This window comes from Bradyrhizobium neotropicale, assembly GCF_001641695.1.
Classification (GTDB): domain Bacteria; phylum Pseudomonadota; class Alphaproteobacteria; order Rhizobiales; family Xanthobacteraceae; genus Bradyrhizobium; species Bradyrhizobium neotropicale.
Genome location: NZ_LSEF01000069.1, coordinates 12,962 through 31,501 on the forward strand (window position 1 = coordinate 12,962; position 18,540 = coordinate 31,501).

An 18,540-nucleotide genomic window follows, 5' to 3' on the forward strand; every position below is an offset into this window, starting at 1 on the left:
AACAGGCGATGGAGAAGCTGAGGCTTCCGCCGTCCACGAACTAGGAGGCGACCATGCATTCTCTCCTGAACCATCGCACGAACCGTCGCGTCCTGATTTCGACCTTGGCGCTGTTGCCTGCCTTGTCCGGACCGCTCCTGACGGTCAAGGCATCGGCGCAAACAACACCATCGGGAAACCCATTGCCTTCGTGGAACGACGGCGCCCCGAAGCAGGCGATCCTCGACTTCGTGCGCGCCACAACCGACACCGCGAGCCCGAACCACGTGCCGCCCGAGGATCGGATTGCCGTCTTTGACCAGGACGGCACGCTCTGGGTCGAGCATCCGATGTACACGCAGGTGATGTACTGCCTGGAGCGTGTCCCGGCAGTGACGGCGGGCAAGCCGGCGCTCAAGGACGTCGAACCGTTCAAGACCGTGCTCTCGGGCGACCGGGAAGCGATCGCCAAGCTTTCAATGCGGGATCTTGAGGAGATCCTCGCGGCGACGCTGACCGGCATGTCGGTGGACGAGTTCGACGCCGAAGCGAAGCAGTGGCTCGAGACCGCCCGGCATCCGCGCTGGAAACGCCCGTATACGGAGCTCGTCTATCAGCCGATGCTCGAAGTCCTGCGATTCCTGCGCGACAACGGCTACAAGACCTATATCGTGACCGGCGGCGGGCAAGACTTCGTGCGCGTCTACGCCGAGCAAGTCTATGGCATCCCACCCGAGCAGGTCATCGGCAGCGCCGGCGGAACGAAATATGGCTATGGCAACGACGGTAAGCCGTTCCTGACCAAGGAGCCGAAGCTCATCCTGAACGACAACGACGCCGGCAAGCCCGAAGGGATTCACCTCATGGTCGGCCGGCGGCCGTATGCCGCATTCGGCAACTCGACCGGCGATCGAGAAATGCTGGAGTGGACCGGTGCCGGCGCCGGCGCTCGGCTGAAGATGCTCGTGCTGCATGACGACGACGCCCGCGAGTACGCCTACGGCCCGGCGCAAGGCCTGCCGGACAGCAAGGTCGGCACTTTCACCTCCGCGCTCTATGACGAGGCGAAGAAGGACGGCTGGAGCGTGATCAGCATGAAGAATGACTGGAAACGCATCTTCGCGTTCCAATAGCTTGCCGAAAGTGCATAGCGCACCCAGGGCGTTTCGACCAATCTCCCGCCAGCGAGGCGTCCGACCGATTGCCGACCTGTGATCCTCCATCGATCACAGTGCAAACTCGGTTGGTGGATGGAGTTGGGCGAAGGCTGCGGCCCGGGCTTCGGCAGCCGACATCGAGGAAAGCAACCATGAGCTTGTTCAAAGCAATCTGGGGCGCTCTTGTCGTGTTGTGTACCGCCACGACACTCGCGTGCATGCCTGCCTCCGCGCAGCAGCAACGGCCGCCCAACATCCTTGTGATCATGGGCGACGACGTTGGCTGGTTCAACGTCGGCGCTTACCACCGCGGAATGATGTCCGGCAAGACGCCAAACCTCGACAAGCTGGCGTCCGAAGGCATGATGTTCACCGACTACTACGCCGAGGCAAGCTGCACGGCGGGGCGAGCCAACTTCATCACAGGCGAGTTGCCGATCCGCACCGGATTAACGACCGTGGGTCAGGCGGGCGCCGATGTGGGCATACCGGACCAAGCCGTCACACTTGCCACCGCGCTCAGGTCGCTCGGTTACGCAACGGGACAATTCGGCAAGAACCACCTCGGCGATCTCAACAAATATCTGCCGACGGTGCATGGCTTCGACGAATTCTTCGGATACCTTTATCACCTCGACGCGATGTCCGATCCGTACTGGTACTCGTTCCCAGCCAACCAGGACTACTACAACAAGTACGGCCCGCGCAGCCTGATCCACAGCTACGCAACGGATAAGGACGACCCCACCGAGATGCCGCGCTGGGGCAAGATCGGCAAGCAACGGATCGTCGACGAGGGGCCGCTGCCGCCGTTCCCGGACATGTCGAACGTGCCGAATATGCATGATATGCCGTTCTTGAAGGCGAAGTACGACATGACCACCTTCGACGAAGTGTTGGCCAAGGCCTCCAGCGATTTCATGGACAAGGCCAAGCGCGACGGCAAACCCTTCTTCGTCTGGCACAACACGACGCGCATGCACGTCTGGACGTTCCTGCAGAAGAAGTACAGCGCGATGCAGAACTCCGAGACGAACTACGGTCTCGAGGAAGCCGGCATGGCCCAGCTCGATGACAGCGTCGGCACCCTGCTCAAGCATATCGACGACATCGGCGAGACCAACAACACCATCGTCATCTTCACGACGGACAATGGCGCCGAGGTGTTTACTTGGCCGGATGGTGGCATGACTCCGTTCAAGGCCACCAAAGGGACCAGCTATGAAGGCGGCTTCCGCGTGCCCGCTATCATTCGGTGGCCGGGCCGCATCAAGGCGGGTTCCGTCGAGAACGGCATCTTCTCAGGTCTCGACTGGTTCCCGACACTGACCGCTGCGGCGGGAAATCCCAACATTACCGAGCAGCTTCTCAAGGGTGTGGCGCTGGAAGGCCGCACTTACAAAAATCACCTCGACGGTTACAATCAGATGGATCTGCTGACGGGCAAGGGCCCCTCCGCTCGCCACGAGATATTCTATTTCGCTGGCCCGCATCTTGGTGCTCTCCGTCACGATAATTTCAAGTTCCAGTTCTTCCAGCAGCCGTACGGGTGGCCGGGCGAAAAGGACACGACCGACATGCCGACCGTCATCAACATCCGCCAGGACCCGTTTGAGCGGACGCCGATAACCCGCGGCGAAAGCCTGAACAACGCCGGCGGGGGCTATATGAACGATTTCATGGGCCGTGAATTCTGGCGGTTCGTGGTTGTTCAACAGGAGGTTGCCAGATTGGCGCAAACGGCAATCGAGTATCCCCCAATGCAAGCGCCGGCGAGCTTCAATCTTGAAGCCGTAAAAAGAGAGGTTGAGCAAGCCATCAAAGCTCATCAAGGGCAGTGATCGGCCCGACCTTTCAACACGCGGGCGCTCTCAGGAGAGCGCCCGCAACCCACAACGAGATCGTCGGAAGGAGCCTCCAATGAACGGCGCGTTCTTGTCACTCGCACTGGTTACTCAACTTGGCGGTCCATTGGTAATGCCCGTCGGAGATGTGGTGCCCGTTATCAACGTCGAAAGGACCTGCAAGGAAACGGCGGCCACGGACAAGGCCATGAACCTCGATCTTCCTCAATCAGTCGAGAATTGCATGCGCGACGAGAATGCTGCGCAACAGCAGCTTGCCGCCATCTGGTCGAACTATTCCGCTTCCGTTCGTGACCGCTGTGCAGCCGAAGCGACGCTTTTGGGATCAGGCAGCTATGTTGACCTGTTGACCTGCATGCAGATGAACGACCCGGCGACATTGTCACCAACACCAGCCTTAAGGGGCGCGAGCAAGAACCGGAACAAGAATTAGCGCCGATCACTATGCTTGTTGCCGAATCTGCATAGCCCGAATTGGCCCTTATTGATCAAGCTCTGAGGATCGCAGGTCCAAGGGGCAGAGCCAGTGGCGCGCAACAAGGGCACGACCGGCAAGATTGACAAGCACTCCCGGCGCGGAGTCACTTCGAAGCCGGGCCTCGGCAAGACGGACAACGCTCGGAGCGCCGCTTCCCGTTCAAAGCTGCTAATCGTGTCACTGGCAGCGGTCGGCGTGATCGCCGTTGGTGGCCTGGTCCCGTTGTTCTTGGGCGGCGGATTTGTCCTGCCCAAAGCTCTACGCAGCGGCGGCGAGGCCCCTGCCCTGGCCTTTGTCGGCAGCGAGGCCTGCGCCGGGTGCCACCAGGCCGAAACCGCGTTGTGGAAGGAATCGCAGCACAAGCATGCCATGCAACACGCGACAGCCGCTTCCGTGCTCGGCAATTTCGACGATGCCAGCTTCGACTATTTCGGCGTTCATTCGCGATTTTTCAAAAGGGACGACAAGTTCTTCGTCGAGACCGACGGCCCCGACGGCAAGCTTGCGACCTTCGAGGTGAAATACACCTTCGGCATTGATCCGCTCCAACAATATCTGATCGAATTCCCGGATGGCCGCGTGCAGGCGCTCTCAATCGCCTGGGACAGCCGGCCGAAGAACCAGGGTGGTCAACACTGGTTTCATCTCTATCCCAACGAAGAGATCAAGCACGACGACGTGCTGCATTGGACCAGGCTCAATCAGAACTGGAATTTCATGTGCGCGGAGTGTCATTCAACCGGCGTGCAGAAGAACTATGAGGCGGCCAATGACCGTTTCCACACGACGTGGACGGAAATCAGCGTCGGCTGCGAGGCGTGCCACGGCAAGGGCTCCCGCCACGTCGATTGGGCGCACAACCAGCGGAGCTGGTTTGGAAAAGATGATGACCCGCGCAAAGGACTGGCGGTCTTTTTGAACGAGCGCGACGGCGTCACTTGGCACCCCGATCCGAAGACCGGCAACCCGCAACGCAGCATCGCGGCTGCGGTCACACGCAGAGAGGTGGAGACTTGTGGGCTGTGCCACGCGCGACGCGGCGAATTCTCGGAAGATTGGGTGCCGGGACAACCCTTGTCCGACACGCATGTCGTCTCCCTCCTTGCTCGTGGCCTGTATCATGCGGACGGGCAGATGCGAGACGAGGTGTACAATTACAGCCCGTTCAAGCAGAGCAAGATGTTCGCGGCCGGCGTCACCTGCAGCGATTGCCATGAACCCCATGCCGCGAAGCTGCGCGCTCCAGGCAATGGCGTTTGCCTGCAATGCCACGCCTCCGACAAATATGAAATTGCCTCACATAATCGCCACGAAGGCGTAACGCCGGCGGTAACCTGCGCGTCATGCCATATGCCCGTCAGCACCTACATGGTGGTCGACAAGCGGCACGACCACAGCCTTCGAATTCCCAGGCCGGATCTCTCCGCGAAGCTGGGCACCCCAAATGCCTGCAACAATTGTCATACCGACAAATCCGCACAATGGGCGGCCGACACGATCGAGCGCTGGCACGGGCCTGTCCGAAAAGGTTTCCAGAACTACGCCGAGGCATTCCAGGCGTCCTGGACCGACCGAAGCGACGCGGCCGCGCTGCTGGCTGTGGTGGCGGCCAGTCCCACCGCGCCGGCAATCGCGCGGGCGAGCGCTCTCAGCGAGCTTCATTCGCGAGTCTCACCAGCGAATATTGAGCTCGCCCGCAAGGGATTGGCCGATCCCGATCCAATGGTGCGGGTCGCGGCGCTCGACATGCTCGACGGCCTCCCGGGCGACCGGATCTGGCCGCTCGTCTCGCCGCTTCTTTCCGATTCAAGCCGCGGCGTTCGTATCAGGGCGGTATCCGTTTTGGCCGCCGTGCCCGCTGCCAGCCAGCCCGCCTCCGACCGCGCGGCATTTGAGCGGGCGTCGGCCGAATTCGTCGCGGCACAACGCCTCAACGCGGACCGGCCCGAAGCCCGCTCGGCGCTTGGAAACTTCTATGCGCGTCGCGGTCTGACAACCGATGCAGAGAGCGAATACAAGGCAGCCCTGCGGCTCAGCCCCCAATACACGCCGGCGGCGATCAATCTGGCGGACCTTTATCGGCAGCTCGGCCGGGATGGCGAAGGAGAAAGTGTCCTGAGAACAGCGATCACGTCTTCACGGCAAGACGGCGGCTTGCACCATGCTCTGGGGCTCACCCTTATCAGGCAGAAGCGACCGAACGATGCGCTCAGCGAATTCCAGACCGCAAGCGAACTCGAACCTGACCGGTCGCGCTACGCCTACGTGTACGCCGTGGCACTGCATTCGTCGGGTCGCGTCGGTGAATCAATTGAAGTCTTGAAGACCAACCTGGTCCGGCATCCAGACGATCGCGACAGCCTGTCCGCCCTTGTCACGTTCAGCCGCGATTCCGGAAACATCGGTGCCGCCCTCGAATATGCTGAGCGGCTCTCTCGCCTCCTCCCGAATGACCGTGAACTAAATCACCTCACCGATGATCTGCGCGCACGCTTGAAGTGAATGGCCGAGGAGACCGTGGCGATCATTGGCTGAGCGCGTTGCGGATGCCGTGCCAGACCTGGTCCTTCAGGGCTATCAGCGGCGGTGGGGGCATCGTCACTGGCGCTTCTGTTCGCCTGGCACCATCGACGACCAGCGTGGCGACGTGGATTTCTCCGTCCGTATAGTACGGATCGCCTTCGCCGTTTCGGCCGAACAAGGTCGGGCCCGTTCCGGATATCTGGAAGAAGTCTTGTACCATGCCGGCCTCCCGCAAATCCCGCATCAGCAGGTCACGTTCGGCATCGATGTCGGGGGCGATGTGATGGGTCACCTGACCCGTGTCGTGACTGAGACCGACACCACGATCAAACGTGATTGAACCCAGCCAGACCGGACGGCCAACGCTTCCTTTTTCAAGGACCATCCAAAGCCGAACGTGATGGCGTCTATCAGCGCTCCTGCCATCCGGCTTCTCGTAGGCGAGCTCTTCCTTTTTCCCATCATAGTAAAGCGGGCTCACAGGCGCATCATGGTATGGCCGATCGAGCACCACGCTGCCGACGATTTCGATGCTGGAGCGCAACGTGATTGGGTCGGCAGGAAACCAACCGGCTGCATGCATAGCGCGCACCACATCTTCTTTGCTGCCGACGAGTCCGACGTTGAGCGCATCGCCCGGGATGCCGCTCGCGGTACGGGTTACCATGGGCAAGGAAGCGAGACCCGGTTCGCGTTCGTGATGGTGCCACAATGCGGGCAGTATGACATAGGCCAGCGTCAGGTAGGTAACGAGCACGCCCACCGGAAGGACCCACCACCGTCGCCTGCCTGCAATCTGCGTCATGCGTTACCGCCGCCGTCGACTTCGATAGCGTCGTTCGGCAGTGCGCCCTTCCTCCTCCGTGAGACCCGGCCGAACTCGCTCGCTCCGACCAGGATCAATTTGCTCAAGCGTGAGCTTACTTCGCTACGACGAGACGCGTTCGGACCTGCGCTCCTATTTCGTGAACCTAGGCCTTGTGGACGTCGGCGGCGTTGGCGCCGCGGGCGAAAGATTGAACGTCAGCCAGACATTCCAGCCCGCTGGCCGATTTTGATTGGCGAATTCGCCGTAAGCCTTCAGGTTCAGATATCCCTGCATGTCGCCGACCGGAAAAATGTAGCCGACTTGCGGGCCGACGCCGACCACCCGCGACTGGAAGCAGCCGACGCGGTCGCCGGAGCCGCTGTCGCAGCCGATCTGCTGATAGAGGTAGCCGACGAGGCCGACCTGCCATTGCTTGGTCAGGAATTGCGACGCGCCCCAGTCGAGGTGCATGTCGACACCACTCTGATATTGAGTGGCGGGGTTTTTGAAGTTGTATGAGAAACCCAGCACTGCCGTAGCTTCATGCCCGGTCTTTGGATCGAAATAGGTGTAGCCGCCACCAGCGTCGATTACCCAATGCCCGAGCCCTAGATTTGCAAGACGGTCCGACTGATAGGCCCCGACCGGGATGTCACCGGTGATGTAGGTCATGTAGTTGTTGACCCCGGCATTCCACTTCATCTGGAACATTGGCAGCAAATCGCCAAATGCCGTGAGCGAGCTATCGATGGTGTCGAAGCGCGAGAAGGGGACCGTAGCGCCGCCCGGGAACGTCAATGCCCCCGTGAGCGATCCCGCCAGCGACGTGGAGTTGGAGCCGTAGACGCCCAGCAGGCTGGCAGAGGCCTGACCACCCAGCACCGGCGTTGCAAAGGTGTAGGTCCCGGCCACAAGGCCAAGATCCACATTCGCCTTAACGTTCGCGTTCACGGTGGCCGTCAGATTCGCAGGGATACGACCGAGCGTGATCTCGCGGGCCCGCGCGACGTCGGCGCCTGCGGAAACCGAGGTGTGATAATATATCGAGGTCATCGACCAGCCCGGCGCCTGCGCGGGCACAGCCGCGAGACTGCCGAAGAATCCGGGTATCCAAAAGCTGACGCCGCCTTCGTCGGCTCGCGCCGCATCATTGGGGAGCACGAGTAAGGCGGCAATTGCCGCCGCGCCCAACCGCCAAACAAAACCAGCCGTCGATACCGACGTCCCGACCTTTATCCGCATCTGCCGATCCCCACTCTTCTGCCCTCCACAACCGAAGAACAATCCGGCCGTGTGAGGACCCGGAAAACGAAGCAGACGCTACCACAGCGCGTCTATGCGGAATCGGCGCATTCCCAGCTTGTGCATCTTTAGCGGGAGACTGTGCCTTCCATGCCACATTTTCCCGGTGTGCAGCGTGGTGTTTTTGCCGTTTCTGCATACCGTCGACCATGCTCGCGACAAGCAAAAGGCGCCGCCGCCAGCGACGCCTTTCAAAGTTGAGCAAATTCGGAATGCGCAACGCCCCCAGCAACGAGACGGTCACGGCTCAAGAAGATCGGACTCCGCCCAGTGTTGCCGGGAACGAGACGCGCGCTATGCACGGATTAGGCCGATGCCGGATGACCGACGCAGCATTCTACCTGCGTCGGAGCGGCGGCAAGCCTCGCTGCCAGATCGTCCCATTGTCGAACTGAATGACCACGCCGTCCGGGGAATAGACCGCCCCTTCGTTGAAGGCATCGATCCAGATCCGGCTCGTCGGCGAAAACCAGTCCGGCCATGCCTGTGCAGGGACACCTGCTTCGGTCAGGAGGTTGAGTGCAGCTCCGTTCTGCGTGATATGGGCAGGCAGGCTTCCGCGGCACCTGTCAACGCACGTATAGATGCCGGTAAGATTGATCGATTGTGCCGACGCGCCCACGCTGGCGAGCGCGGGCAGGATCGCAATAACTAGCCACAAACGCTTCATGACATCACTCCGTTGTTAAATTAGTTAGTCAAACCGGGCTGAAAGCCCTCTTTCGGTCGCCTTTCATTGTTTCGGCGGGTACTCGCAGGGAGCTAATCCAGCCTAACGCTTCCGGTTCATCTGACGATATGCGACTCCGGCAGCAGACACCTCAATGGCCCACTGCGTGTGGAAGGCAGTCAATCGCGACCAGTCGATCCCGTGATGTGATCCCGGCTTCGTTTGTAATGACCGATATCATGCAAGGAGATACGCGCCTCGCGCACCAGGTCCACCAGCGACAGAGTGAAGAAGCTCAGGGCGATGACAAAGAGGACCGCAACGCCATACTCATGTTGGAGTTGAAAGAACGCGCAGATGAAGGACACGATCACCAGCAACGACGTGACCATCGCGCTAATCGTGGAAAACACTATGGCCTTGTTCAAAAGTACAGCCCGGCGTTCCAGGTTTGGCACCTCGGTCCTTAGCCACGCTCGGGAGGTGTCCTCGTCGCTTATCAAGCTCAACGCTTGTAACCTGTCGACGGTGCGGTTCATTCTCCCGATCAGCACCGAAACGAACGCTGCCACCGCGCCGAGGAGAAAGGAGCCGTCACCTGGGAGATAACCTGAGAGAGCTGCGTGGCGGATGGTGTCTCAATGGGCATTTGGCATGCTGTCCTTCGAACCGAGCAGTGCTCCGCGCTTCATACGGCGATATTGCGCACAGCGGCAGGCGATCGTAGCGAGAGGTCGTGCCCAGCGTGCATAGGGAACGTGGCCCGCGCTATGCAAGTTCGGCAGGATTGTCCGCAGCAAATTGTGATAGCGAGCATTGCTCATAGCCCACATTAGCTGTCATGAGATTTTTCTTGATCTCCCGGTGCACACGTCGTGCACAGACCACCCTCTAACCAGTTGAAAAACCGGGACTCTCGCTCCAGTCCATCATGGGCCAATTTGAGCCAATTTGGGCCAGCAAGAGCCAGACGGAGCAAACGTCGTTCACTCTGTGCCACAACTGTGGCGCAAACGGCCGAGCTAGATCGCCGTATAGCCTCCGTCGGCATTGATGCATGCACCGGTGACGAATGACGCTCTTTCGCTTGTGAGAAAAGCTGCGACCTGCGCGATCTCGTCGGGGCGGCCGAGGCGCCCAATCGGTTGGCGCGCCAGCATCGCTTGTTGGGTCGCTTCAGGGAGCTGTGCCAGGAGCGGTGTGTCGACATAGCCCGGCGAGATACAATTGGCCCGGATGCCCTGGCGCGCGTAGGTCAGCGCTACCGATCGGGTGAGATTGACCACCGCAGCCTTTGCCGCCGAATAGGCATTACTGTTTTCCTGGCCGACATGAGCAAGGATCGAAGCCATGTTGACAATCGCCCACCAGCTCGCCGTGGAATGGGGGCCGCGGCTACCTCATCACCGTGGCCCCGCCCTTCCTGCAATCCGCGCTCGACAATGATGCCGATCTCGTCGAGGGCTTTCGCATACCGGTCCGATTTCTCCCGCAGCAAATCGGCGGTGACATCGACCTTGTCGACCTGTTCGCCTCGCTCGAGCATGAATTCGTCTGGTCGGCCCCGGGCCGCCGCACGGCCATCAAGGCCTATCTGCAACTGCTCGCGGTGACGGTGCGCCGGCTGCTCGAGCAGGAGCGCGCGCGCCCCGTGTCCACCGCACGCGACGCCGACACGGTGATGCGCTTTCGCGAGCTGGTCGAGCGGCACTATCGCAATCACCCGCCGCTCGATTTCTACGCGCGCAAGCTCGGCGTGACGGCGGCGCGTCTCAATGCCTGTTGCCGCGCTACCACGGGCAAGTCGTCGCTGGCGCTGATCAATGACCGGCTGCTCACGGAGGCCAAACGCAACCTGCTCTATTCCGACATGACCGTGAACGAGATCGGTGCAGCGCTCGGCTATGCCGATCCGGCCTATTTCAACCGGTTCTTCTCCCGCAATGTCGGCTTGTCGCCCGGCCGCTTCCGCGAGCGCCTGCTGCCCGGCCAGACCCGCGCGGTCGCCGGCTGAATCGCTCTCGGGCAAGCTGCATTGCGAGCTCAGCTATCGCGCGAAGGCTAGTCCCTGCCGCTGTAGCGCCACGGCTCGCCGAAACACTCAAGTAAATTCAATAGGCCATCGGGTCTCAATAGTGTCCCGAATAGCTTTCGTGACCGATCCGATGCCCCGCGTCACTGGACGCCGCTATGGCCCTCCAGGATCTTTCGCTTGGCTCTTCGCGGCAAGGGGAGCCCACGACCAGCAATTCTAGAAAGCCGCATCACTGGAGACGCGATTTCACCAGAGTGTCCGAGGGTCGTTCGCCGAACTGAAGACGATAACTCCTCGCGAAATCACCTAAGTGCCAAAATCCGAAAGCGAGCGCACAGCCCTTTACGCTATCCGTTCCGGCCAGCAATCGTTGCCGCACGAGCCAAAGACGTCTCAGGCGCAAATATCGATGGAGGCTCATTCCTCGGTATCGCTTGACCGCCTCGTTCATGGTTCGCACCGAGGCGCCAACTTCTCGCGCAAGTTCTTCGCTGTAAATCGGACGCCCGATGTTGCCGGACAATACTTCCTGAATATCTCGGAAACTCCTGAAATGCCCAAGGTAGTTCGCATGAAACGCCCATCTGGCGTCAACAACGTGGGCGAATGCGGCATCAATTCCAGCCAGTAGGGACTCCCGGATTGCGGACGAGGCGTCGCCCGCCTCCCAGGCATCGAATGTCACGGAAGTTGACAAGATCTGCCTCACGAGCTCGCGCAGCCAATGCTGCGCAGCGGTGCTCGTTTCGAACGCTTTCCAGTTGGGACCTGCTTGGGGCCAGCCACGATCCTGTATCGCTGGCGTGAAAATAATCGATGCGTATTGCCGCTCGGTCCGTTCGACTGTGGCATATGCAGCTCCGCTGCCGCCTATCGCGATAGCCGACTGATCTCTTTCGACCCCGTTGAAGCGAATGGGAAAACCGTCATCCATCGAGAACCCGACAGCTGTGCAATTGTCGGCAAGCTGACCATCGGCGATGCGCGGGAAAGACTTGGCAAAATTGATGTCACATCCCGGGAGATTCAGGATGATTTGCTCAGCAGAGATTTTCCGTGCGAGAGGTGTAAATTCGACCTTCAGATTTCGCACGGCTGTTCGATACTGATCGAGATCAGTAAAGCGAAATACCTTTGGCGCCAGCACAGCGAGAGCCGCTATTTTCCTATCGAGGGACAAGGCCCTCTAACAATACTAAAGCCGAATCGGGTTCTAGAGATTCCGGAATACTACGGGTTGAGCGTATAGCGACGAACACGTCAGGTCTTGCCGAATTTCGGATCACGTTTCTTGCGCAACCTTAAGATTGATACCCGCCGCCGGCAATGTTGCGCAGTGGCCAGTTGGAACGGAGCGGATTTTGCCTGTCGGTTCGAAAGGCGACAAATGGATGCTCTTTTGGTCGCAAGTGTGGGAATTAGGACACAGACACACATCGCAACCGCACTGTTGGCGCCGGGCGGACCTTCGAGGCCCGCACGACATGCGAGCCTCGCCCCAGCTTCAGGTGAAGTGTTGACCCAGATGCAATCCGGTCAGGCCGCCTTCTTGAGAAGGCCGAGCTGTGTCAGCGCTGTGACCCCGTCGTCCAGACCGATCTGCTCGACGATCACGCCGTTGACGATCTTCAGCACTGTAGTGCCGGTGAAGTCCATCTTGCGACCTGTTGCGGCCGGCAGGCCGCCGACCGGAAAATCGTTGAACGCCGGGCCGGTGTGAGTGCCACCTCCTGGTATCAAAACGCCGCGACCGGCCCTATCAGGCCGGGCGGAGCAAGTATTGGGTCAAAGTGAAGAAACGCAAACATCCGGCGATGGAGCGAGTGCTTGACGCATTCGCATGACCGCCTTAAGCCAGCAACCCGATTACGCCGGAGACGATCACGTGGCCAAAAAGACGAAGAGCAAGCGTAAAGAATACACCAAGGACGACATCAAGCTGCTCAAGGCACATTCCAAGGCCCGCACCCCCGTGGCCAAACTCGCGAAGCTGATGAAGCGTTCCGAGGGCTCGTTGAGACAGAAGGCTCGCGGTCTTGGAATTGGACTAGGCCATCAGCGTTAAGCGAAAAGGCCCCGGCGTGCTCACGCGCCGGGGCCTTTCTAGATCATAGGCCGGGTACATCCGCCGAACCATCCGATCTGTCCCTGATTAGGGCATCTAATTTGGGGCATGATGTGGCGGCGGGAAGGTGACCAAGCTCGATCATAGATCGAGAGGGACTACCTTAAGGGGTTGGACCTTCACGCCTTGAAGAAGGTCGCAACATAGAACACGACAGCCAAAACGACGGTGATAGCGATGACCGTCAAGGCGGCCTGCTTAGTCGAAACATGGCGCATATCAACGCCTCCTTCAGTTGGACACGCCTAGTACCGTCAAGGACCGCTTGTTGTGGCCCGGCGTTTGAAACTCGATCGCCTGACCAATCGACAGACCGATCAACGCAGCTCCGACCGGCGTAAGAACCGAGACGCGCTTTAGCGTTATGTCCGCCTCGTGCGGATACACCAACACCACGTCCCGGACCTCACCAGTCTTCTCATCGCAGTACCGGACTTGCGAGCCCATCCGGACCACGCCGCGCAGATCGGAATTGTCTGCCACCACTGTTGCACGCTCTAACTCCTGCGCAAGGAAATGGGAAATGCGCGGGAAGAGCACCGCGCTCGAACTTGCCAGAGCGTTTAGACGCCTAGCCTCAGCCTCCATCACCGTGATGGGCGGCAGCACCATTTCAGCCTTGCCGTTGCGATTAGTCTTGCTCATTGCCTTCGCTCCCTTCCTAAGCGGCGGATGGTCCCGGTTCATCATCATCAGGATTGCCCTGGAACACCTGATTGCTAAACAGAGCCCTGACAACATCATTCGGACCACCTCGACTGACGCTTTCGATCCTGACGACGTTCGTGCGCCCAGCGGTGAAGAAAGGGATTTCGCTCCCGACCTTCAGCCCCACCAACGCTGCGCCCAACGGTGACATCACGGGGATTTGGGTTCGCTCGGACGCGTAGTCTTCGGGATACACAAGTTGCCTCGTCTCGCGAGGGAAGCCCCAGTTGATCCAGAACGTCACCCACGAACCCATGGTGACAATGCTGTCCAATCTGGCTGCGCTATCGGGGACGATTTCCGCACGGTTGATCTCGCTCAACAGAAAATGTGCGTCCACGTCACCTTGAGCTGCACCCACCCGCGCGAGCCGTTCCAAGCGGCGATGGTCGGACGCCGGAAGAGTGATGTCCGGGATAGAGAGGTTGTTCACGACGTGCCTCCTTGTTTGGGCTCCCCTCGCGGGAGAGCCGCACACCAAAGCTGTTTGATGAAGGAAGGGTGGTATCCGGACGGCACAACGACCGTCCGGCTACGCTCCTGCTTGGAGGCGTCCGGCGTGCAAGCAACGCCGCGCAATGCGCGGGTCGATGTCGAGGACGAGGATCATGGCGTGGCCACCATAGGACCTTCCGCGGCGCTCTGTATCGCGACGAAAGAGCACACGTCGCCTCATCAAGATGACCCAGGCCAGGTGCGGATGCGTGCTGTGATCCTTAACGAATAGCAGCGCGCCATTCACTGACGCCGTCCTTCCGACTACGAAGAGATCATAGAGCCGCGTCTGTGAGCGCTTGAGGCGGGGCCATGTCGTTTGAGCTAATGGCGTTGCATTCCTGGAAATAAGACGACAGCTCTAGCTGAGCTAAGTGTTCCCAGTATTCCGCTTCCGCGAGGAGCTTCCATTTATACTTACTGTTGTACGCGGCCTGTTGACGGCACAGCGAACCCATTGCACACAAGCGTCGCACCTTCTCCACTGCGGACCTCCCTTCGGGCTTGTTTTTTTCACAAGCCTCTTGATGAAGTGTCGGAGTGAAGTCTCGCAGATTGAATTGTCGGGTGATAGCCGCGATATTTGACTGGTCAATTCATGACAGCGCAATCGTCTGACTTTTCCCTCTTGAGTGGGGGCGGCTCGAAACATTGACGGGATCGACAAAGGCAGCCCAGAATGACGGCGCTCTTCCGACCCTCAAGCCCCCCAACGTCGGAGGTGCTCTTTAGCATAACGGCCCCAGTCCCATGACTGGAGCCGTTTTCTTTGATCTCGAAAGCAGACCGCGCGGCGGTGAACGTATGCAAGGGAAGTGCACTCTCTTCCATTTCAGAACTGCAATTATATTTGTGAGGCGGCGCTCGTTGGATGATGGTTAGCTTGTAGTCGCGCCGGGCCGAGTACGTTTGATCCCGATCTATTTTGGCCCGGTTACTTTGAGCTGAAAAGACCGCCTTCGGGCGGTCTTTTTCTCTCTCGCTTCCCTGGGTATTCGCCGAAAGATCGGAACGTGCACAACTCGGTGGACGTTTGCGAAAGACGTTAGAGAGAACTGAAAAGAGAGAGAACTGAAAAGCCGCTATTGGAGATAGTCATGATGAAGTGGATAGGAAGTGCAGCGGCGGTTGCATTGGTACTGTCGACTGTCACGGCATCGGCAGTCACGGTTCCTAGGGTGCACGTTTCAGGCGCCGGGATACCGCAAGTCGCGGCGCCCAGCGCACAGAATTCAGGTGCCGGGATCGCCGGCTTTGCCGGAAACAAGAATGGTCCGGCCGCACCGTTAGGAATGGTTAGTTCCGGCGCGGTCACCAATATGGCTGTTGCGGAACAGGACCCGACAAACGTCAAAGGCCTGCCGGGGAGCAAGAGCGGACCGCCCGCGAAGGAAACAATCCACGGAGGCTTGTAAGCGCGAATTCAGGTAGCCAATCAGCTAATGGTTTCGCTGGCAGGCGCTGCTGGGCAGTCCAAGCAGCGCTTTTTTGTGTCTGATGATGCAAGGTAAGATGCGCATCTGAAGACTGCGAAGGCACTCGTTCTCGAAATCCAGCCCAAGCTGGTCGCCGGCGACGATGTGAGCGAATGAGACCGTGACTTCCGTTGCTGGCCCACACCACGAACTCCGGCGACCATCCGAATGTCGGCTTCCAGGGGGTAGAGCGGAGGCACTGGCGAGGACAGACCTAGAACGGGTACCCCGAACGCGAACGTGACGACGTTACTTCCATGGTTCTGATCACGGCATACCCTGATGGTCAGGGATTGCGCCGCGAGAACGAAACAGCATATGCGGCATCGCGGGTGCCAATCAGCGGATCATCGGACTGCTCGATTCCATCGGTGAGCTGTCCCGGTAGAAACAGTAGTCTTTTCTGGGCCTCGACACTGTTCGCCGCTGCCCTGTCGATCGTCAGCACTCCAAGCTCTACCACCTTACGATTGTCGGGCCAGGGCTTCGCCGGATCCTTCGTGGAATCGTCCGCTGCAGCGAGTTGTGCCTTGTAGTGAAACGTCACCGGTCCCCGCTTCAGACGTTCTAGCAACTCTTCCATCAAGAAGTCCGGTGCTCGTGTCGCAGCGTCAGACTTGTCCAAATGAACGACGTTCTCGGGCAGCATCTGATAACGGACTGCCTGCCGCTCACCCGCTTTGTTGACGAAAACGAATGCATCAATGCCGAAGTATTCCTCGTCGGCGAAGCTGTCTGGCGTGGCTATGGTGCCGAAGGCGGCAGGAACCGAGGGATGGCTCGCCGCGAACTGTTCGAATTTCGTCGGCTTGGTAGCATCCGGCGGGCTCTCCGACAGCGCCAATAGCAGGTCGCGAAACTCTTCGCCTGTAGACACAGGGAAGAACTTGAGGGAATTGATCACAATGTCGGTGTCACTGCCGTCCGGCAGATGGAACTTCACAGCCATCCCGTGCGGGTTGGCGTCTTTGGACCCATCCGGCAGGTTCGGTACCCCCGTGGAATCCGAGAAGCGCACCGTCACGGGGATCGTGCCTCCGTTGAAAAGGGCCGCTCGGCTTAGCTCTGCGGCTTCCGGAGATGCTTTGAAACTACCCTCGACCACGATGCCTTTAGCATGATTGGCACGGAATCCGGGATGTACCCCGAATACCTTGTTCAAGGCATTGACGAGCTGTTCCTCGAGGGGCTGGTCTTGCGCCAGCGCAACGACGGGCAACGCCAAACCCAACCCAACTAGCACAGCAACGACCGTGCGGTTTGTCATAGGAGCCTCCTATGTAAGGCGCAAGCAGTATAGCACCAAAAAGCTGGTCTATGGGCGAGTTCAGTCTCGGTATGAGTCAGTCAGCGCGAGCGCATTGCGCAGGCGAGGCGATGGAACAGGTAGAGCGCACGTCGGCTTATGGCCGATTCCGTTGAAAAAGGCGGCTGTTGCGACGCAGAGGGATCAGTGATTCAGTCTGTCTAGGTGGCAGGACTGAAGATCATGATGGGACATCGGCAAGTCGAACAGGCTGCGTTGTTCTACGAATTCTCGCTCGAGAAGCATATTCCCGCCGACCATCTGCTGCGGTCGATCGATAGATTTGTCGACCTTGAACAGATTAGGAAGGACCTGGCGCCTTTCTATAGCAGTATTGGCCGACCTTCGATCGATCCCGAGCTGATGATCCGGATGCTCTTAGTCGGTTACTGCTTCGGGATCCGATCGGAGCGGCGGCTGTGCGATGAGGTCCACCTCAATTTGGCTTACCGGTGGTTCTGCCGGCTGGGTCTGGAAGGGGCGGTGCCGGACCATTCGACATTCTCCAAAAACAGGCATGGCCGCTTCCGGGAGAGCGATCTCTTCCGTCGCGTTTTCGAGAGCGTTTTACACCGCTGTATTGAGGAGCGGCTGGTCGGCGGTGAAGGATTTGCAGTCGATGCGAGCCTGATCAAGGCCGACGCCAATCGGCAGAAGGGAATCGAAGGCGACAAGGGACTTCCACCGGAGGCCGCCGGCCGAGCGATCAATGAGTATCTGGCTGTCCTCGATGATGCCGCTTTCGGCGCAGCGACCGAGGTCACGCCGAAGTTCGTGTCGCCTGCCGACCCGGCGGCGCGCTGGACGGGGGCGCACGGCGGCCAAGCCTTCTTCGCCTACTCGACGAACTACCTGGTCGACGTCGAGAACGCGATCATCGTCGATGTCGAGGCGACCACGGCCATCCGGCAGGCGGAGGTGTTGGCCGCCAAGCGCATGATTGAGCGCTCGCTGGAGCGGTTCGATCTCTATCCGAACCGGCTTCTCGGCGACAGCGGCTATGGCTCAGCCGAGATGCTCGGCTGGTTGGTTTACGAGCATGGCATCGAGCCACACGTTACAGTGTTCGACAAGTCGGCACGCACAGATGGGATCTTCTCGCGCGAAGACTTCACCTATGATCATGCAAGGGACGTCTACCGCTGTCCTGACGGCAAGATCCTCACCACGACCGGAGCGCTGGTGAACGATGGAGCCACGATGCTTTACCTCGCTATCAAGCGCGATTGCGATCGATGCGTATTGAAGTCCCAGTGCTGCCCCAAGCAGGCTTCACGGAGGGTGCCGCGCTCGATCTACGAGGGCGCTCGCGACATGGCGCGCCAGATCGCAAGATCGTGGGAGGGGCGCACTTCGCGTCGGCTCCGCAAAAAGATCGAGATGCTGTTCGCGCACCTCAAGCGCATTCTCAAGCTCGACCGTTTACGGTTACGAGGCCCAAACGGTGCGCGCGACGAGTTCACCCTCGCAGCCACCGCTCAGAACCTTCGCAAGCTGGCCAAGCTGATCCCGATGCAAACCCTCAAGCCCGCATAAGGGTCAGCAAAGCCGTTCGGCTACATCGGCGCGGGCGCCAATACATCGGATTACTGCCGCCTTTTTCAACGGAATCGG

17 protein-coding genes and 1 pseudogene are annotated in these 18,540 nt (G+C 59.6%); 8 read left to right on the forward strand and 10 right to left on the reverse strand.

Annotated features, from left to right (window positions below; translation table 11 throughout):
* Positions 1 to 53: 53 nt before the first annotated feature.
* The 4 genes from AXW67_RS23160 to AXW67_RS23175 all read left to right on the forward strand — a co-directional run bounded on the left by AXW67_RS23160 (position 54) and on the right by AXW67_RS23175 (position 5,981).
* Complete coding sequence (locus AXW67_RS23160; RefSeq protein ID WP_082907998.1) at positions 54 to 1,112, forward strand: HAD family hydrolase; 1,059 nt, start codon at positions 54 to 56, stop codon at positions 1,110 to 1,112.
* 176 nt (positions 1,113 to 1,288) lie between these two features.
* A complete protein-coding gene (locus AXW67_RS23165) occupies positions 1,289 to 2,977 on the forward strand; it encodes an arylsulfatase (RefSeq protein ID WP_063679703.1) in 1,689 nt (562 codons plus the stop codon).
* 79 nt (positions 2,978 to 3,056) lie between these two features.
* Positions 3,057 to 3,434 carry a hypothetical protein gene (locus AXW67_RS23170; protein ID WP_063679704.1) on the forward strand — a complete coding sequence of 126 codons (378 nt, stop codon included), beginning with the start codon at positions 3,057 to 3,059 and terminating at the stop codon, positions 3,432 to 3,434.
* A gap of 93 nt (positions 3,435 to 3,527) precedes the next feature.
* Positions 3,528 to 5,981, forward strand: coding sequence for a tetratricopeptide repeat protein (locus tag AXW67_RS23175; protein WP_430648728.1), 2,454 nt, complete (start codon positions 3,528 to 3,530; stop codon positions 5,979 to 5,981).
* A gap of 22 nt (positions 5,982 to 6,003) precedes the next feature.
* Here the strand turns inward: AXW67_RS23175 and AXW67_RS23180 are convergent, their stop codons facing one another.
* The 5 genes from AXW67_RS23180 to AXW67_RS23200 form a co-directional block, all read right to left on the reverse strand.
* Positions 6,004 to 6,807: an LssY C-terminal domain-containing protein gene (locus AXW67_RS23180; protein WP_063679705.1), complete on the reverse strand. Its 804-nt coding sequence runs from the start codon at positions 6,805 to 6,807 to the stop codon at positions 6,004 to 6,006.
* 153 nt (positions 6,808 to 6,960) lie between these two features.
* A complete protein-coding gene (locus AXW67_RS23185; protein ID WP_082907999.1) occupies positions 6,961 to 8,052 on the reverse strand; it encodes a SphA family protein in 1,092 nt (363 codons plus the stop codon).
* Between the two features lie 397 nt (positions 8,053 to 8,449).
* A complete protein-coding gene (locus tag AXW67_RS23190; RefSeq protein WP_063679706.1) occupies positions 8,450 to 8,782 on the reverse strand; it encodes a hypothetical protein in 333 nt (110 codons plus the stop codon).
* Between the two features lie 179 nt (positions 8,783 to 8,961).
* Positions 8,962 to 9,321, reverse strand: a complete 360-nt coding sequence (locus AXW67_RS23195; protein ID WP_245315687.1) for a DUF2721 domain-containing protein — start codon at positions 9,319 to 9,321, stop codon at positions 8,962 to 8,964.
* Between the two features lie 483 nt (positions 9,322 to 9,804).
* Positions 9,805 to 10,134: an SDR family NAD(P)-dependent oxidoreductase gene (locus tag AXW67_RS23200; protein ID WP_082908000.1), complete on the reverse strand. Its 330-nt coding sequence runs from the start codon at positions 10,132 to 10,134 to the stop codon at positions 9,805 to 9,807.
* Positions 10,135 to 10,190: 56 nt separating this feature from the next.
* Between AXW67_RS23200 and AXW67_RS23205 the strand changes: the two genes are divergently transcribed.
* Positions 10,191 to 10,796 (forward strand): helix-turn-helix domain-containing protein, encoded by a 606-nt coding sequence (locus tag AXW67_RS23205; protein ID WP_063679707.1) that lies wholly within the window; start codon positions 10,191 to 10,193, stop codon positions 10,794 to 10,796.
* Positions 10,797 to 11,046: 250 nt separating this feature from the next.
* On the opposite strand, the gene AXW67_RS23210 is transcribed toward AXW67_RS23205, so the two are convergent.
* Together AXW67_RS23210 and AXW67_RS23215 are read right to left on the reverse strand one after the other, a co-directional pair.
* Positions 11,047 to 11,997: a helix-turn-helix domain-containing protein gene (locus AXW67_RS23210; RefSeq protein WP_063679708.1), complete on the reverse strand. Its 951-nt coding sequence runs from the start codon at positions 11,995 to 11,997 to the stop codon at positions 11,047 to 11,049.
* Positions 11,998 to 12,353: 356 nt separating this feature from the next.
* A pseudogene (locus tag AXW67_RS23215) lies at positions 12,354 to 12,548 on the reverse strand (ester cyclase); the annotation flags it as partial.
* A gap of 154 nt (positions 12,549 to 12,702) precedes the next feature.
* Between AXW67_RS23215 and AXW67_RS23220 the strand changes: the two are divergent.
* Positions 12,703 to 12,882, forward strand: a complete 180-nt coding sequence (locus tag AXW67_RS23220; RefSeq protein WP_063679718.1) for a hypothetical protein — start codon at positions 12,703 to 12,705, stop codon at positions 12,880 to 12,882.
* Between the two features lie 291 nt (positions 12,883 to 13,173).
* Here AXW67_RS23220 and rnk read toward each other — a convergent pair whose 3' ends face one another.
* Together rnk and AXW67_RS23230 are read right to left on the reverse strand one after the other, a co-directional pair.
* Entirely contained in the window at positions 13,174 to 13,587 is a 414-nt protein-coding gene (rnk, locus tag AXW67_RS23225) for a nucleoside diphosphate kinase regulator (protein ID WP_063679709.1), read from the reverse strand.
* Between the two features lie 16 nt (positions 13,588 to 13,603).
* A complete protein-coding gene (locus AXW67_RS23230; RefSeq protein WP_063679710.1) occupies positions 13,604 to 14,083 on the reverse strand; it encodes a GreA/GreB family elongation factor in 480 nt (159 codons plus the stop codon).
* A gap of 1,159 nt (positions 14,084 to 15,242) precedes the next feature.
* Here AXW67_RS23230 and AXW67_RS40755 point away from each other — a divergent pair.
* Entirely contained in the window at positions 15,243 to 15,560 is a 318-nt protein-coding gene (locus AXW67_RS40755; protein ID WP_430648729.1) for a hypothetical protein, read from the forward strand.
* 346 nt (positions 15,561 to 15,906) lie between these two features.
* On the opposite strand, the gene AXW67_RS23240 is transcribed toward AXW67_RS40755, so the two are convergent.
* Positions 15,907 to 16,887: a catalase family peroxidase gene (locus AXW67_RS23240; RefSeq protein ID WP_063679712.1), complete on the reverse strand. Its 981-nt coding sequence runs from the start codon at positions 16,885 to 16,887 to the stop codon at positions 15,907 to 15,909.
* Positions 16,888 to 17,109: 222 nt separating this feature from the next.
* Between AXW67_RS23240 and AXW67_RS23245 the strand changes: the two genes are divergently transcribed.
* Entirely contained in the window at positions 17,110 to 18,462 is a 1,353-nt protein-coding gene (locus AXW67_RS23245) for an IS1182 family transposase (protein WP_063678360.1), read from the forward strand.
* The last annotated feature ends 78 nt before the right edge of the window (positions 18,463 to 18,540 follow it).

Coding starts and splice junctions, on each gene's coding strand:
- AXW67_RS23245 (WP_063678360.1), top strand. CDS start 17,110: ATGATGGGACATCGGCAAGTCGAACAGGCTGCGTTGTTCTACGAATTC.
- AXW67_RS23170 (WP_063679704.1), top strand. CDS start 3,057: ATGAACGGCGCGTTCTTGTCACTCGCACTGGTTACTCAACTTGGCGGT.
- AXW67_RS23190 (WP_063679706.1), bottom strand. CDS start 8,782: ATGAAGCGTTTGTGGCTAGTTATTGCGATCCTGCCCGCGCTCGCCAGC.
- AXW67_RS23240 (WP_063679712.1), bottom strand. CDS start 16,887: ATGACAAACCGCACGGTCGTTGCTGTGCTAGTTGGGTTGGGTTTGGCG.
- AXW67_RS23165 (WP_063679703.1), top strand. CDS start 1,289: ATGAGCTTGTTCAAAGCAATCTGGGGCGCTCTTGTCGTGTTGTGTACC.
- AXW67_RS40755 (WP_430648729.1), top strand. CDS start 15,243: ATGATGAAGTGGATAGGAAGTGCAGCGGCGGTTGCATTGGTACTGTCG.
- AXW67_RS23160 (WP_082907998.1), top strand. CDS start 54: ATGCATTCTCTCCTGAACCATCGCACGAACCGTCGCGTCCTGATTTCG.
- AXW67_RS23185 (WP_082907999.1), bottom strand. CDS start 8,052: ATGCGGATAAAGGTCGGGACGTCGGTATCGACGGCTGGTTTTGTTTGG.
- AXW67_RS23195 (WP_245315687.1), bottom strand. CDS start 9,321: ATGAACCGCACCGTCGACAGGTTACAAGCGTTGAGCTTGATAAGCGAC.
- AXW67_RS23200 (WP_082908000.1), bottom strand. CDS start 10,134: ATGGCTTCGATCCTTGCTCATGTCGGCCAGGAAAACAGTAATGCCTAT.
- rnk (WP_063679709.1), bottom strand. CDS start 13,587: ATGAGCAAGACTAATCGCAACGGCAAGGCTGAAATGGTGCTGCCGCCC.
- AXW67_RS23180 (WP_063679705.1), bottom strand. CDS start 6,807: ATGACGCAGATTGCAGGCAGGCGACGGTGGTGGGTCCTTCCGGTGGGC.